The sequence below is a fragment of the Acidimicrobiales bacterium genome (genome assembly GCA_040219515.1).
Lineage (GTDB): Bacteria > Actinomycetota > Acidimicrobiia > Acidimicrobiales > Aldehydirespiratoraceae > JAJRXC01.
This window is the reverse complement of sequence record JAVJSI010000007.1, coordinates 1-15,470: the sequence shown is the minus strand read 5'-3', so window position 1 is coordinate 15,470 and position 15,470 is coordinate 1. Positions and strand designations below refer to the sequence as shown.

12 protein-coding genes are annotated in these 15,470 nt (G+C 68.6%); 10 read left to right on the top strand and 2 right to left on the bottom strand.

Annotated features, from left to right (window positions below):
• Positions 1–84 precede the first annotated feature (84 nt).
• From RIB98_04530 to RIB98_04485, 10 genes are all read left to right on the top strand, one after another.
• Positions 85–1,362, top strand: a complete 1,278-nt coding sequence (locus RIB98_04530) for a hypothetical protein (protein ID MEQ8840224.1) — start codon at positions 85–87, stop codon at positions 1,360–1,362.
• Between the two features lie 55 nt (positions 1,363–1,417).
• Entirely contained in the window at positions 1,418–4,516 is a 3,099-nt protein-coding gene (locus tag RIB98_04525; protein ID MEQ8840223.1) for an AAA family ATPase, read from the top strand.
• A gap of 67 nt (positions 4,517–4,583) precedes the next feature.
• Positions 4,584–5,438: a TauD/TfdA family dioxygenase gene (locus RIB98_04520; GenBank protein MEQ8840222.1), complete on the top strand. Its 855-nt coding sequence runs from the start codon at positions 4,584–4,586 to the stop codon at positions 5,436–5,438.
• 37 nt (positions 5,439–5,475) lie between these two features.
• Entirely contained in the window at positions 5,476–5,865 is a 390-nt protein-coding gene (locus RIB98_04515) for a hypothetical protein (protein MEQ8840221.1), read from the top strand.
• Positions 5,838–6,896, top strand: a complete 1,059-nt coding sequence (locus RIB98_04510; GenBank protein ID MEQ8840220.1) for an alpha/beta hydrolase — start codon at positions 5,838–5,840, stop codon at positions 6,894–6,896. The genes RIB98_04515 and RIB98_04510 overlap by 28 nt, the downstream gene beginning before the upstream one ends.
• Before the next feature lie 43 nt (positions 6,897–6,939).
• Positions 6,940–8,685 (top strand): amidohydrolase family protein, encoded by a 1,746-nt coding sequence (locus RIB98_04505; GenBank protein ID MEQ8840219.1) that lies wholly within the window; start codon positions 6,940–6,942, stop codon positions 8,683–8,685.
• Between the two features lie 21 nt (positions 8,686–8,706).
• The gene (locus RIB98_04500; protein ID MEQ8840218.1) at positions 8,707–9,684 is read left to right on the top strand and encodes an NADPH:quinone oxidoreductase family protein; all 978 of its coding nucleotides are present in this window, start codon (positions 8,707–8,709) and stop codon (positions 9,682–9,684) included.
• Positions 9,685–9,776: 92 nt separating this feature from the next.
• A complete protein-coding gene (locus RIB98_04495) occupies positions 9,777–11,348 on the top strand; it encodes a Ppx/GppA phosphatase family protein (GenBank protein ID MEQ8840217.1) in 1,572 nt (523 codons plus the stop codon).
• Positions 11,349–11,398: 50 nt separating this feature from the next.
• Positions 11,399–11,947 (top strand): hypothetical protein, encoded by a 549-nt coding sequence (locus RIB98_04490; GenBank protein MEQ8840216.1) that lies wholly within the window; start codon positions 11,399–11,401, stop codon positions 11,945–11,947.
• Positions 11,948–11,984: 37 nt separating this feature from the next.
• Positions 11,985–13,220 (top strand): cytochrome P450, encoded by a 1,236-nt coding sequence (locus RIB98_04485; GenBank protein MEQ8840215.1) that lies wholly within the window; start codon positions 11,985–11,987, stop codon positions 13,218–13,220.
• A gap of 9 nt (positions 13,221–13,229) precedes the next feature.
• On the opposite strand, the gene RIB98_04480 is transcribed toward RIB98_04485, so the two are convergent.
• Positions 13,230–14,216, bottom strand: a complete 987-nt coding sequence (locus tag RIB98_04480) for an NAD(P)-dependent oxidoreductase (GenBank protein MEQ8840214.1) — start codon at positions 14,214–14,216, stop codon at positions 13,230–13,232.
• A complete protein-coding gene (locus tag RIB98_04475; GenBank protein MEQ8840213.1) occupies positions 14,213–15,286 on the bottom strand; it encodes a saccharopine dehydrogenase C-terminal domain-containing protein in 1,074 nt (357 codons plus the stop codon). Before RIB98_04475 ends, RIB98_04480 begins: the two co-directional genes overlap by 4 nt.
• Between the last annotated feature and the right edge of the window lie 184 nt (positions 15,287–15,470).

Genomic DNA, 15,470 nt, shown 5'->3' with positions numbered 1-15,470 from the left:
GGGCGGTCGCGGGGACGGTTCCGGTGATTCGGTTCGCGCGCATGACAACGGGGCGTTCCATGAGCGTGAACGATGTTCCGTTCGATGGAACGCCCGTTGGTCATGCATGACAAGCGCGACCTCCGACGGCCGATCCCCGCATGGCGGGTGGGAGTCGTCCTCCTCGTTCTGAGCCTGGCTGCGGCGGCCTGCGGCGGCTCGGAATCGGACTCCGCGACCGCGCCGGGCAGCGACGCTCAGGACGCGGGCGACACGGCGGCGGACGGCAACGACTCCGACACCGGCACGGACGGGAGCGGCCTCGATCTGGATCTTGGCGATCCGGAGCTGGAGGAGATCGCCGGCGATGTGCTCAGCGAGCTCGATGCGGCGGACAACCCGGACCCCGATTCGCCCTACGCCGGAATTCGGATCTGGTGGGAGAGCGGCGTCGAGGAACTCCTCCCCGGCCGGGTGCCTGACAACCTGGCGCCGAACGCCCTGGACGAGACGTCGATGGAGGGTCCCCGGTTCGAGTTCGCCGACGGTGGGTCCTCCATGGCCGGCAATCGCCTGGTTGCCGACACCGACTGGATGTGGACGATCTCCGGAGACGGCGCCAGCGTCAGCCGCTTCGACTACACGACCGGCGACATCGACTCCGTTGCGGTGGCCGACCTCGTCCCCGACGGCGTGGTGTTCGCCATCGCCGGCGACGCCGACGGTCTGTTCGTCGGGATCGACCGGCCCACCGGAGACGACGAGGTCGTCGAGCTGGATCCGATCAGTGGTTCGGAACGTGGGCGTGTGTTGCTCCCCGCAAACGACGCCGTGCCGCTTCTCACCATGACGGCGAACGCCACCAATGTCGCCGTTGGCTACCGCGACGGAGCGGCCGACGTGCACGTCATCGATCGCTCGAGTGGCGAGATCGCCTTTTCGGTCCCGCCATCGGCGCTGATGGACACCCGCGAGCCGCTGCTGACCGACGACGAGCTGCTCGTGGTCGAGGGTGGTGACACGATGCATCGGTACTCGTTGCCGGATGGCGATCTGCTCGACGAGGGGATCGCCCTACCCACTCGTGGGCCGGTCCGTGTGTTCGGCAACGACGTGTTCCAGCAGGAGGACGGCGCCAGTCGAGGCGACCGGATCTTCGCGATCGAGGGCGACCATGCCGAGTTGATCGTCGGTGCACTTGCCGACGTCTGGCTGATCGACTCGGTGCTCATCGGCGACGGCTTTGCGGTCGTCTCCGGGTGTTGCGGGCTCGATGAGTACGACGAGCCGGGGATCCGGCTGTTCGTCATCGACCTCGGCTCCGGGGAGGTCGTGCTGACCAGCGGACAGGGTGGGGTGGCTCTGGCACCCGCACCGGGCTGACACAGCGTTCTTCCCCGAGTTCACCGGGAGTGAGCGGCAGGCTACTGTCGCTGCCGTGGCGGAAACCGGGCACGACGCGACCCACCTGATCGGTCGTGAGGGGCCGCTCCGGCGACTGGCGAAGTACCTCGACGCGCCGGGTGGATCGGGTGTCGTTCTCGTGACCGGACCCGGCGGCATCGGGAAGTCGACCGTTCTCCACGCCCTCGCCGACATGGCTGCCGCTCGCGGTATCCGCGTCGGCTGGGGCGTCGCCGGTGAGTGGGAGGGGGCCTCGCCGCTGTGGCCCTGGTACGACGCGCTGAGCAGCATCGATCCCGGCCAGTCGGTGGTGGCATCGGGCATCGAAGCCGAGCGGGCCATGCGCGACAAGCTCGAGGTGTTCCGGTCGGTGGCCCTCTGGCTCCAGGAGGCGGCGAACGAGCGACCGGTTCTGCTGGTGCTCGACGACATGCACGCCGCCGATCCGACCGCGCTCGAGTTGCTCGCCTACCTCAGCCGTCGCCCGGCATCACGCGGGGCATGGATCGTCGCATCGAGCCGGCCCGGGTCCGAGGCGACCGATGCCCTACGCGGCCAGCGAATCGTCCTGCACGGGTTCACCCTCGACGACGTCGTCGAGTTGGCCCAGGAGCTTGGGATGAGCCTCGACTCGGCGACCGCGGCCGCCATGGTCCATCGAACCGGCGGCAACCCGATGTTCGTGCAACGCCTGCTCGAACACGGTGCCCTCGCCTCGGAGGGCTCCGCATCGTTGCCGTCGGATGTGGTCGCGCTGCTCCGTGAGCAGATCGACGCGATGGGTGCCGACATGCAGCCGTGGCTCGAAGCGCTCGCCGTACTGGGCACCACCGACCGCGCCGTGCTGCGGCAGATGGTCGCGTCGGGCGTCGATCCCGATCTCGGCGGAGCACCGACCGGCGCCGTGATCGCGATCGACGGTTCGGAGGTCTCGTTTCGCCACGCCCTGCTGCGCGAGCTGCTCTACGGCGACCTGGAGCCGGGTCGGCGGCTCGAGCTGCACGCCCGTGCGGCCTCGGTGCTGAAGGAAACCGGGGCAGGACCGATCGTGTTGGCCCACCATCTCGGCCGCGCCGCGTCGGAGACCCGCGGGCCTGATGCCGCCGACGCCGCATGGAACGCCGGTCGGATCGAACGGTCGATCGGTGCCCTGCCAGAAGCGGCGGGACACTTCGCGCTCGCGGCATCCATCCTCGCCGACATCGGTGACGACGCGACGCTCGCGCGGGTGCTGGTCGACGAGGCCGATGTGCTCGGTCGGGCGGGTCGGATTTCCGAGGCCGAGCAGCGCCTCGCCGCCATCGTCGACCTATCGTTCGACCCCGACCCGGACATACGGCGGCAGGTGGTGCGTGGCTACAGCCGCTTGCGCTGGTGGGAAGAGCCGAATCCCTCGGTGCTCGATGCCGATGCCCTGGCCCGTCTGGCAACGGCCTGGCTGGGCGAGTCCGCCGACCCCCACGACGAAGCCGTCCTCGACACCGCGCGGGTGGCTGCGGCCGAGATCAGGGGCCTGCAGCCGACGGACCTCGCGTCGGCCGATCGCGCGGTCGCCGCGGCGAAGGTCTACGGCGACCCGCTCGTGCTGGCCGAGGCGCACCTGGCCCGGCGGCGGGCGCTGATGGTGTTCCCGGACCGCTTCTCCGAACGACGGATCGATTCCGAAGCTGCCCTGCGAGCTGCGGACCGGGTGGCCGACATCGAGCTCACGACCCGGGCGCAACGCCTGGCGCTGTGCGACGCGTTGGCGGCCGGGGATCGCGAGCGGGCCATGGCGCTCCTCGCCGGCGAGCCCACCTCGGCTGCGGGCCGGGAGCACCTCGCCCTCGCTCAGTCGTGTGTCGCGGCGCTCGAGGGTCGCTACGTGGATGCCGAACAGATCCTCGACGACGTTGCCAAGGAGCTCGCCTACCTGGGGGTCGACACCCCGTCGCTCGATTTCGTCCGCATCGCGTTCCGGTGGGACACCGGGCTTCTGGCCGAGACGCTCGCCGAGTTCGAGCCGTTGCTGCCGGCGATCGCCGACCCTGCCCTGCGGGGAGCGGTCGCGTTGGCGAAGGCGATGAGCGGGCAGCGCGAGGTCGCGTCCACCCTGATCGAGGAATCCTTCGTCTCTCTGTCGGACGAGACGCCGAGCCTGCTCTGGACCGTCGCCATGGCGATGGTGGCCGAGGCGGCGGCGGCCGTCGACCATCCGCTCGTTCCCGAAATCCATGCGGCACTCGAGCCGTTCTCCGGGAAGTGCGTCGGCGCCGCTGCGGCTGCAGCACCCTGGGTCGGCGCCGTCGACCGGCTGCTCGGCCTGCTGTGTCTGCGAATGGGCCGCAACGCGGAGGCGGTGGGTCGACTCGAGCGCAGCCTGGTGACCCACGATCGCATGCATGCCGAGCCGTGGTCGGCGCGCAGCCACGCCGCCCTCGCCGTCGCCCACGCTCGTCTCGATGACCGCGCACGGGCCGAACAGCACCAGGCCGTGGCCGACGAGATCCGGACGCGGCTGAAGATGGGCGCTGACGTGCTCCTGGTGGGCGACTACGAGGTCTCCCGCGTCGATTCCGACGGCGTCGATACCAACGCCGACGATGACGGTGCCGGAGTCTTCGTCCGTCAGGGTGACGTGTGGCGGGTGGGACGTGGCGACCGCGCAGGTCTGGTGCGTCACTCCTCGGGCATGCACTATCTCGATGCGCTGATCACACGCCCCGATGTCGACTGGCACGTGCTCGATCTCTACGCCACCGCGGGCGGGCGCGCGGTTGTCCTCGAGGGTCACAGTGGCGCCAAGCTCGACGCCCGGGCCCGGGCGGCGTATCAACGGCGCTACCAGGAACTGACCACCACCCTCGAGGACGCGGTCCAGAACGCGGACACCGGCGTCGCCGAACGCGCTCGTGACGAGATCGAGTTCCTCGAGCAGGAACTGATCGCCGCATTCGGGCTCGGGGGGCGGGCGAGGAACATGGGCGATCCGACCGAGAAGGCGCGGATCAACGTGCAGCGGGCCATCACCCGGGCCATCGACCGTGTCGCCGAGCAGGAACCTGAGGTGGCCGAGCATCTTCGCCACTCGATCGTGACCGGCCGATTCTGCCGTTACTCGCCCGGTGCCGCAGCGGCGTTCCGGCTGGGTTGACGACGCCCGTCTGGTCGAGAGGCGTGGGAGCCGCCAGACTGCGCACTGACACGGGAAGGGGTCGGCGATGCAGGTCCAGAAGGTGGGCACGAACATCGGCGCGCGGATCGAGGGGATCGACTTTCGGGCCGGGCTCGACGACGCGACGATCGAAGGGGTCGCCGACGCCCTCTTCGCTCATCAGGTGGTGTCGGTCGAGGCGGCCGACATGACGCCCGAACAGCACCTTCGGCTGGCCCGTCGTTTCGGCGCGCTCGAAGAGAACAAGACCGACCAGTTCGGCGACCATCCGACCGTTCCCGAGATCACGGTCATCGACTCCGAAGCCGGTCACACGGCGAGCATGTGGCACGCTGACGAGACCTTCCTCGAGAACCCGCCGTTGGTGAACCTGCTCCACGGGAAACAGATCCCCGTGACGGGCGGCGACACCGCGTTCGTCAGCACCGCGCTCGCCTATGAAGGACTCTCACCGAAGTTCCAGGAGCTGCTCGACGGGCTCGAGGCGGTGCATGACTACGGCTCGCTCTACGAGCTCGGTTGGCAACGGGGCCGCGACCTCGGGCCGCTCGTCGCCGACGCTCTCGGCAAGGGATTGATCCACAGCCACCCGGTTGTGAAGGAGCACTCGGTGACCGGCCGGAAGTGGTTGACCGTGAACACGGTTTACACCCGCTTCATCCGTGGCATCGAGCCACTCGAGGCGCAGATGCTTCTCGACATGCTCCTGCGTCACATGCAAAAGCCCGAGTTCGCGTTCCGGCATCGGTGGACCCAAGGCGACCTGCTGCTGTGGGACCAGCAAGCGGTCCAGCACTACGCGGTCAATGACGCGAGCGAACGCCGTGTCGTGCATCGCATCGCCGCGTTGGCCACCGCCGACACGTATGTGGGAGTGGGTCGCGACGCGCTGACTGGCTGAGCGGCACGAGTTCGGGCCGGGTGGGCCAGACTGCAGCATGGGATTTGGGCAGAGCGCCGGACCGCCGGCGTCGGGTCGACAGATCAAGGATCTGCTCGAGCTGCTCGAGAACGCCGGCCATGCCGGTTTTCGCGATGCCCGAGGGCCGATGGGGTTCAACCAGCGCCAGGCCGGCGGGAAGTTCACGACCGAGGAAGCAGCCGAGTTCATCGACCAGCTCCAGACCGCCGAGTACGAAGCCGCCGCCGCGGCCGGCGACGTCCCCGAGGTCACGGTCGCCGAGGAGCCCAGCGCCGCAGCATCCCCCGCGGCCTCGACGGCCGAACCGATGACCGAGTCCGAACGAGTCATCCGCACCGCCTCGACGAAGTCCCTGGTCCTCGAGGTTCGCCGGCGGGGTTGGACCGTCACGAAGCCGAAGAAGTGAGCGACCGGCGCCGTCCGTCCCGTCGTGGTCGGTTGTCGGTCGCGTCGGTTGCGTCGGTCGTGTTGCTGTCCGGTGCCTGCGCCGTGTTCGGGGGAGCCGACAGTCCCCGATGCTCGGACACCGCGGCGCCCGGGGTGAACGCGTGTGTCGTCGTGGTTCCCGACCCGAGACCCGGCGATCTGCGGCTGGCGGAGGACGCCGATGTCCTGCCGGCCGACTATGTCGCGCCGGACGCCCACACCACGATGCGCGACGTGGCCTACGGGGACGCCCCCGCGCAGAAACTCGACCTCTACCTCCCGGCGCAGCCGTCAGCCCCCGTGGTGATGTACCTCCATTCGGGTGGCTGGGTCGGCGGTGAGCGGGCGCCCGTTCCGTCGATGGCGTTGCGATTCGTCGAGCGCGGCTACGCCGTGGTGTCGGTGGGGTATCGCCTTGCTCCCGAGCACCCCTTTCCTGCATCGGTCGAAGACGTGAAGCGGGCACTTCGATGGCTCCGGGTCTACTCGCAGGAGGAGGGGTTGATCGACGGCGACCGAATCGTCGTGTTCGGAACCTCCGCCGGCGGTCACCTCGCGTCGATCGTCGCCGCGACCCCTGGCCGGTTCGAGCCCACGGACCTCACGGCATCGGAGGCGCAATTCGAGTCGACCGTTTCCGGCGTCGTGTCCGCCGTGGGTCCGACGGACCTCGTGGCGTTCTACGAATCTCCCCACCCGTGGGCGAAGGGCCTCACCGAAGCGCTGCTCGGCTGTGACCCGTGCGAGTCCGAGCAGCTCGTCGAGGCCAGCCTGTTCGGCTATCTGGACGGCGACCTCCCGCCCGCGTACTGGGTCTACGGCGAGGACGACGACCTGGTCGACTCGGTCAGCCAGGGTGCCGCCGCCGCCTCGGCCTGGGCCGAAAACTCCGACGCATCGTCATCGTGGTACGACTCCGTGGCCGAATGCGGTCACAACATCGAGTGTGACACCCGCAACCAGCGTTCACTCGAGCAGTTCGTCGACCGGGCGGTGGGATCCGGTCCTTGACGCGTGGTACACGGATCCGACTGCGGGCCTAGTGTTGCGGCCGATGAGGCCCACGATCATTCGCAACGGCACGGTGTTCGACGGCAGCGAGGCGGCGCCGGCGATCGCCGACGTGCTGGTGTCGTCCGACGGCACGATCGCCGAGATCGGCCCCGCCCTCGACGCGCCGGGCGATGCCGAATCGCTCGACGCCGGAGCCTGTTGGGTGATGCCGGGGTTCATCGACCTGCACACGCACTACGACGCCGAGGTCGAGGTCGACCCGTCGCTGTCGGAGTCGCTTCGCCACGGCGTCACGACCGTGTTGATCGGCTCGTGCGGGCTGTCGCTGGTGGTCGGTGAGCCCGAGGACATGGCCGACACGTTCTGCCGGGTCGAGGGCATCCCTCGCGACACCGTGCTCCCGCTGCTGGAGGAGATCGTCGACTGGACGAATCCGGCGGAGTACGTCGAGCATCTCGGCTCGTTGGCCTTGGGCCCCAACCTGATCGGCATGCTCGGCCACTCCACCGCCCGCTCGTCGGTCATGGGCATCGAGAGGAGCCTCGACGCGAGCGTTCGGCCCGACGACGAGGAGATGGCCGAGTTGAGCGCGCTGACCGATCAGGCGATGGACGCCGGGCTGCTCGGTCTCTCGGTCAATCTGTTGCCGTGGGACAAGATGGGCGGCGAGCGGTTCCGGAGCCGACCGACGCCGTCGGTCTTCGCCAAGTTCAAGGAGTACCGGGCCCTGGCCGAGGTCGTCCGCGCCCGCGACGGGGTATTCCAGGCGATCCCGAACCTCCAGACCCGCTGGACCATCGGCCCGCTGCTGGACTTCAGTCGGCCTCGGGCCGGTCGGGCATTGCGCTCGTCCTTGCTCACCATGATGGACGCGCCGCCGGCGATGGGTGCCTATCGCCTCATGGGCGGCCTGGCCGACCGCTACAACCGGCACCTCGGCGCGCACATCCGATTCCAGGCACTGCCGACGCCGTTCGACATCTACACCGACGGCATCGAGAACCCCGTGTTCGAGGAGTTCGGCGCCGGCACCCAGGCCCTTCATCTGGAGAACCTCGACGCTCGTCGCCAGCTCATGAACGCGCCCGTGTTCCGAAAGATGTTCACCAAGCAGTGGAACTCGAAGGTGGCGCCTCGCGCCTACCACCGCGACCTGAGCGAGGCCCGTATCGTCTCGTGCCCCGACGCATCGCTCGACGGTCGGACCTTTGCCGAGGTTGCCGCCGCTCGCGGCCAGGATCCACTCGACACGTTCCTCGATCTCCAGGTGGCTTTCGGCAACGACCTGCGCTGGTACAGCGTGGTCGCCAACGGCGACGCCGAACACCTCGAGTGGATCATGTCGCATCCGGCAGCGATGATCGGCTTCTCCGACGCCGGCGCCCATCTCCGCAACATGGCGTTCTACAACTACCCGTTGCGCATGCTGAAGCGGGTGCGTGACGCACAGCTCGCCGGTCGCCCGTTCATGTCGATCGAGGCCGCCGTCCACAAGCTGACCGCCGACATCGCCGACTTCCACCGCATCGATGCCGGTCGCCTACGGGTCGGCGATCGGGCCGACATCGTGGTCATCGACCCGGAGCGACTCGACGACGAGGTCGAGGCGATACACGAGGAGGCGATGACGGGCTTCGATGGTCTCCAGCGGCTGGTGCGTCGCAACGACGACACCGTGCGGGCCGTCTTCGTCAACGGCAACCTCGCGTGGCACGGAGCGGAGGCGGCCGAGGATCTCGGGACGAGTCGCTCCTACGGCAGGTTCCTCGCGATGAGCGGAAGCTGATGCGATGAAAAAGCTGATGCAATGAAGGCGTGGCAGGTCGAGGGCATCGGTGAGCCGGTCGAGGTCCTGCGGCGGGTGGAGATCGAACCGCCCACCCCCGGCAAGGGCCAGGCGCGCGTCCGCGTGATCGCGGCCGGAATCGGTCTCCCTGACGTGTTCATGTGCCGTGGCAGCTATCCGATGACTCCCGCGCTGCCATTCACTCCGGGCCAGGAAGTCGTCGGCGAGGTGACCGCGGTGGGCGAGGGGACGGACCTCGCCATCGGTGCCCGGGTAATGGCCGTGTCGATGTTCTACGCCGGTCACGGCTCGTTCGCCGAGGAGTGTCTCGTGCGCGCCGACACGGCATTCACGGTGCCGGTCGGGCTGTCGGAGGTCGAGGCGGCCGGGTTCTGGATCCCGCATCACACTGCCTGGATCGGACTCGTCGAGCGGGGGCGGGCGGCCGCCGGAGAAACCCTGGCCGTTCTCGGTGCCGCCGGCGGGAGCGGCATCGCTGCAGTGCAAGTCGGCAAGGCCCTCGGGACTCGCGTGATCGCAGTCGTGGGCGACCAGGAGCGGGCTGCGTTCTGCCGCGGCCTGGGCGCGGACATGACGGTGATCCATCGTGACGGCCCGATCGCCGAGGGCCTACGCAAGGCCGCCGATGGGCGAGGCATCGATCTGATCTATGACCCTGTCGGCGGTGAACTGGCCGAGAACGCGGCCAAGGCGCTTGCTCGCAACGGACGATTGCTCGCAGTGGGGTTCGCCAGCGGCCGGTGGCCGACCATGAACACGCACGAGCTCGTCGTGGCCAACGCCAGTGTGCTCGGCGTCTTTGCCGGAGGTCTCGCCCGTACAGAACTCGACGCCATCCATGCATCGCTCTCCGACCTCGCGGCGAACGGACAACTGCGCAACCCCGTATCCGCCACCGTGGTCTTCGACGACCTCCCACGCGCCGTCCAGGCCCTCGCCGACCGCAGGGTGATCGGGAAACAGGTGATGGCGACCTGAGTGACCGCTCGCCGCCCGTGGACCGCCGCCTGCTCACCTCCAGGACCGGACGGCAGCGCTGTTTCCCCGCTGATTCGCATAGGGTCCAGCCTGTGTCGGATTCGATTCCCGCTGCTGGTCGGCCCCTTGCCGCGATCGACGTCGGGACCAATTCCGTTCACATGGTCATCGCCCGACCCACGGTGCACGGCCCACTCGACGTGATCGCCCGCGATCGCGAGAAGGTCCGGCTCGGTTCGGGCAAGGGCGACATGAAGACGCTCGACCCCGACGCAGTCGAGCGAGCCATCGAAGCCATCGACCGATTCGCCCGCATCGCCGAAGGCCACGACGCCGAAGTGGTGGCGCTCGCCACGAGCGCAGTGCGCGAATCGGACAACCCGGGAGCCTTCCTCGAACAGGTCCGGCAGCGCACCGGCGTGCGCCTCCAGGTCATCGCCGGGGTCGAGGAGGCGCGGCTGATCCACCTGGGCGCGATCAGCGCTGTCGCCGTCGGCGCCGAGAACCATCTCGTGATCGACATCGGCGGCGGTTCGACCGAGATCGTCGTGGGGCGAGGTCAGTCCCCGCTGCTGGTGCGCTCGCTCAAGCTCGGGCACATCCGCCTGACCGACGGCTACGTCCCCGACGGTGTGGTCACCGACGACGGCGTGAAGCGGCTGCGGGCCCACGTGACCTCGTTCCTCGTGCCCGTGGCCAAGGAGGTCACGGCGCGCGGTCACGAGGTGGCGATCGGTTGCTCGGGCACCATCGAGACCATCGCGACCATGGCGGCGCGGATCGAGGGTCGTTCGGTGCGAACGGTCGACAACCTGGTGTTGACCCGCGCCGGCGTCAAGGCCGTGGTGGCGGAGCTGCTCGCCCATCCCCGGCCCGAGGATCGCATCGGAATGTCCGGTCTCGACGAGGCCCGTGTGGATGTGATCGTCGCCGGTGCACTGCTGCTGCGTCAGCTGTTCAAGGCCTTCGAGATCCAGGAGATGGTCGTCTCGCCCAACGCGCTGCGCGAAGGGGTCGTGCTCGATCGGCTCAACCGACGCACGGGCGGCGGCGACGCGCTGCACCACCTGTCCGACCTGCGGCGCCAGAGCGTGTTCGCGGTGGCCGATCGCTACGACGAGGACGTGGCCCATGCCCAACACGCCACGGACCTGGCGTTGGCGCTGTTCGACCAGACTGCGTCGGTGCACGAGTTGGGCGAGTCCGAGCGGGCCATCCTCGAGGCGGCCGGCGTGCTGCACAACGTGGGCCGGTTCATCGCCCATTCCGCGCACCACAAGCACTCGTACTACCTGATCCGTCACTCCGAGCAGCTGGTGGGTTTCACCGAGCAGGAGCTCGAGTTGATCGCCCTGGTGGCCCGCTACCACCGCAAGAGCGAGCCCCGCCCTCGCCACGCCGAGTTCGCTGCCTTGCCCGAGTCGGATCAGCACACCGTGCGTGTGTTGGCCGGGCTCCTGCGTGTCGGTATCGGTCTCGATCGCACGTATCGGCGGGTGGTGCAGGGTGTCACGACCGAGATCGGCGACACGCGTGTCGACATCGGGCTGCAACTCGATGACGGGACGACGGCTGATCTCGAGGTCTTCACTGCCGAGGAGCGAGCAGGTCTGCTGGCCGGCAGCCTCGGTCGCGAGATCCGCTTCGAGCCGTCGGCGGCCTGATCGTTCCCCTTGCGGGTTTCGACCGGGGGCAGGCCGGGTAGCTCCTCTCCATGACCGAGTCCCGCTCGCCCGACGCCCGTTCCTCCTCGACCGACACTTCGGCGACCGCCAACGGCCGCCGTGTGCTGGTGCTGCCGCCCGAGAACGATGATGCGCGCATCGCCTTCGACCACGCCCTCGAGATGGCCGGCTCCGATGGGGCGATCGTGCTCTTCGACCGCAGCCTGGAGTCGTGGCGTCCCGACGAAGAAGGAGGACTGCACGAGGCGAACGACTCGGCGTTCGACGACATGCCGGGCATGGAGGCCGCGCGTGCCGGCGCATCTTCCGGCGGACGCGGCCTGCAGGTCTGGCAGTCGACGTCCCCGGCGATCGGCACTGCGATCCTCGATGTCCTCCAACATGCGAACATCACCGACATCGTGTTGCCGAGCGACGGTCAGTCATCGGCGTCCAGCGATGTGGTGCTCGGTGACGACTCGTCGTTGGCCAGCGCGGTGCGATCGGTGCTCGACAAGCCGTTGTCACAAGATGCGTTCGCTCAGGGCGCCGGCGTGGCGCCGACGCTGCATCTGACCGAGCCAGCCGAGACCGATTGAGCTTCCCTGACGGCTGAGGCCGTGCTACGAACGCGTCATGAGCGACGCGCCAATGGGGGACACGGCCATGGGGGAGATCGCGTACGACCCGTTCGATTTCGAGATCGACAAGCGGGCGCACGATGTCTGGCGCCGCATGCGGGACGAGGCGCCGCTCTTCCACAACGAGCGACACGGCTTCTGGGCCCTCACCCGGTACGACGACGTGCTGACGTGCTTGCTCGACACCGAGACCTACGCGTCGCGGTTCGGCACCACGCTCGATCTGATGAGCGACGACGAATTCCCCATGCCGATGTTCATCTTTCGCGACCCGCCCGAGCACACGCTGCTGCGCAAACTCGTGAGCCGGGCCTTCACTCCCCGGCGCATCGACGGCCTCGAAGCGCGCATCGGCCGGGTTTGTGACGCACTGCTCGACCCGGTCGAGGGGCTGTCCACCTTCGATTTCGTGACCCGCTTCTCGTCCCTCCTGCCGCCCACGGTGATTCTCGCCCTGCTCGGGTTCCCCGAGGGACTCGAGACCACGATGCGCGATTCTGTCGACCACACGCTCGCGATCACGGAGGACACCACCGCAGGCAGCGGCCGACTCGTCGAGGGCGAGAACCTGGGCGGCGCGGTGTTCGATCTCATCCCCGAGATCTGCGAGCAACGTCGCAAGGAGCCGGCCGACGACCTCCTGACGGTGCTCGCCACCCACGAACGCGAGGAGCTCGACGGTTCGACGCGCCTGCTGACCAACGAAGAGATCATGGGCTATGTCGCGCTCATCGCAGGGGCCGGTAGTGAGACGGTGGCCCGCATGCTCGGCTGGGCCAGCGTGCTGCTGGCCGATCATCCCGATCAGCGCCGCGAGCTGCGTGACGACCCGTCGCTGATCGACAACGCCATCGAGGAGATCCTGCGCTACGAGGCGCCATCGCCGGTGCAGGGTCGTCGGGTCATGCGTGACGTCGAGTTCCACGGCGGGACCGTGCCCGAGGGAGCCAACCTGCTGCTGATCAACGGCAGCGGTAATCGCGACTCGCGCCACTTCCCCGACGGGGACCGTTTCGACATCCATCGCAGGATCGACCGCCACCTGTCCTTCGGCTACGGCGCCCACTTCTGCATCGGGGCGGCGTTGGCCCGACTCGAGGGCCGGGTGGGTCTCGAGGCGATGGTGACCCGGCTCGGCGACTGGGAGGTCGACGCTGCCGGCATCGAGTGGGTCCACACCTCCACGGTGCGCGGCTACAGCTCGGTGCCGCTGGCGCCGGGGCCCGTCTAGCTCGTCTGCTCAGACCTCGGACACCAGGGTCCCGTCGGTCGTCCAGGCGGCGAGGTTGACGAGGAAGCGCTCGGCGGCCCGGCGACTCGTGCCATCGGTGCTGCCCGAATTGTGCGGCGTGATGATGACGTTCGGGAGTGACCAGAGCGGATCGTCCGGCGGCAGTGGCTCGGGATCGGTGACGTCGAGACCGGCCCCTCCCAACCTCCCGTTGGCCAGTGCATCGGTCAGGGCCGTCTGGTCGACGAGTTCGCCCCGGCCGACGTTGACGAAGAAGGCGTGGGGCGCCATGGCGGCGATGACGTCGGTGGAGACCAGTCCGCGGGTGTCGTCGGTGAGGGGCAGCGCCACCACGACGGCGTCGACGCCGGCCACCACATCCGTCAGGTCCGACAGCGCTCGGGTCTCGCACGGCTCGTCGCCGTGGGCGGCCCGGCGCACGATCACCGGTTCCATTCCGAACTCCGTGGCGAGTCGCACGACCTCCTGGCCGATCGGCCCGTAGCCGAGCACCGCCACGCGTCGCCCGTCGAGTTCGGTCCACCGGGCCCACTCCCACTCGCCTCGCGTCTGCGCACGCATCATCCGTGGCAGGTCACGAGCGAGTGCGAGGAGATACATCATCACCGTGCGGGCGATCGGGGCGGCACTCGAACCGGAGGAGTTGGTGAGGCGCACCCCGTTGTCGCGAAACATGGCGAACACCGGGCTGTCGACCCCGGCGGACATCGAGTGCAGCCACTTCAGGTTCGGCGCACGCAGCGCGACCCCCATGAAGTCGGCGGCCCGCTCGGGCCAGGCATCGTGCGAGAAGAACGCCACCGTGATCCGCTCCCGGTCGGCCTCACTCACCGGTGCATCGCCGGACAACAGCACGGTCTCGATGTCGGGCGCGACGGCTCGGATGGCGTCGCCGTGTTCCTGCCAACACGTGTCGGTGCAGAACAACACGTCGCCGCTTCCTGCCGGCATTCCAGGGGCCGCGTCGTCGATCATGGCGGCCCGGAGAAGAGCGTCCCGGTGCGGGTGGTCTTGAACGCCTCCAACGAGATGTCCTCCTGGCGCAGGAACCCCTGCCCGGGGACGATGCCGTCGCGCGCCATCTCGATGACGGCGCTGACCGACCCTGCGGTGGTCCATGCGATGGCCGTGCGCCGTTGTCCGGCGATGTCACGGGGCCGGAAGTCGCGGACGTACTCGATGCGCTTGAGTTGTCCGTCGAGCAGACCTTCCGACGACACGTGGATGTAGACCACGTCCTCGTCGACCGGCGGTTTCGCATTCGTCAGGATCTCGCCGGCCAACTGCCTGCGCTCGCGCATGAGCAGCTCGTGGAAGAAGAAGTTCATGAGGTCCATGTGGCCCGGGTAGCGCATGGTCTTGTAGTCGAGATTGTCGACCCGTCCGTGGTAGGTCTCGCACATCGTGCCGAGCCCGCCCGACGTGGTGAACGCCGCGAGGCGGGTGCCGGCCACATAGATCGGCTCACGCCATTCCATCGACGACACCGTCTTGCGTACACCCTCCTCGATCACCTCACAGTCGTTCAGATATTCGTTGACCACTCCTTCGGGCGACCAGTTGAACGCGTAGCCCAGCAACCCGGTCGGGTGGGCCGGCAGCGCACCGACCCGCATCCGGATCGAACGGCACGTCTCGTAGCGCTCGATCTGTGATGCGGCAACGATGCCGACGAACCCCGGGGCCAACCCGCACTGCGGCGCCATCAACGCCGAGTGGGTCTCGGACAACGTGCGGATGTGCTCGGTGGTGGGGACGTCCTCGGTGAGGTCGAAGTAGTGGATGCCGAGGCGGTGGGCCACGTCGGCCACGTCGATGTTGCGGTGATACGGCAGACACGACAGCACCGCATCGGCCCCGCCCAGCGCGGTGGCCAGCGTCTCGGTGTCGGCGACGTCGGTGACCCCGACCGCGAACGGCTGGTCGTCGGCCGGCTGCCGCAGGTCGTGGCCGACCACGGTGAACCCGGCGTCGTGCAGGAGGCGCGCGGCGAGGAGCCCGACCTTGCCGAGTCCCAACACCGCCACTGTCTCGAGATCACTCACTGGTCACCCCCGTGCCTTGGGCGACGGTACCAGCGGCGCGGTCGTCTATCCGGCGCCGTGTTTGTGGTTGCGGTGGTGGTAGCTGCATTTGGCTTTGCCGTTGTGGTGGACGGTGTGGCCGCCGTGGTCCCAGTCGTGGGTGTGGTCGATGTCGCAGTGGCGGGCGGGGATTTCGCAGCCGGGG

Excerpts from the sequence above, each read along its gene's own strand:
- RIB98_04530 (MEQ8840224.1), top strand. The coding sequence starts at position 85 with ATGGAACGCCCGTTGGTCATGCATGACAAGCGCGACCTCCGACGGCCG.
- RIB98_04520 (MEQ8840222.1), top strand. The coding sequence starts at position 4,584 with ATGCAGGTCCAGAAGGTGGGCACGAACATCGGCGCGCGGATCGAGGGG.
- RIB98_04515 (MEQ8840221.1), top strand. The coding sequence starts at position 5,476 with ATGGGATTTGGGCAGAGCGCCGGACCGCCGGCGTCGGGTCGACAGATC.
- RIB98_04505 (MEQ8840219.1), top strand. The coding sequence starts at position 6,940 with ATGAGGCCCACGATCATTCGCAACGGCACGGTGTTCGACGGCAGCGAG.
- RIB98_04500 (MEQ8840218.1), top strand. The coding sequence starts at position 8,707 with ATGAAGGCGTGGCAGGTCGAGGGCATCGGTGAGCCGGTCGAGGTCCTG.
- RIB98_04490 (MEQ8840216.1), top strand. The coding sequence starts at position 11,399 with ATGACCGAGTCCCGCTCGCCCGACGCCCGTTCCTCCTCGACCGACACT.
- RIB98_04485 (MEQ8840215.1), top strand. The coding sequence starts at position 11,985 with ATGAGCGACGCGCCAATGGGGGACACGGCCATGGGGGAGATCGCGTAC.
- RIB98_04480 (MEQ8840214.1), bottom strand. The coding sequence starts at position 14,216 with ATGATCGACGACGCGGCCCCTGGAATGCCGGCAGGAAGCGGCGACGTG.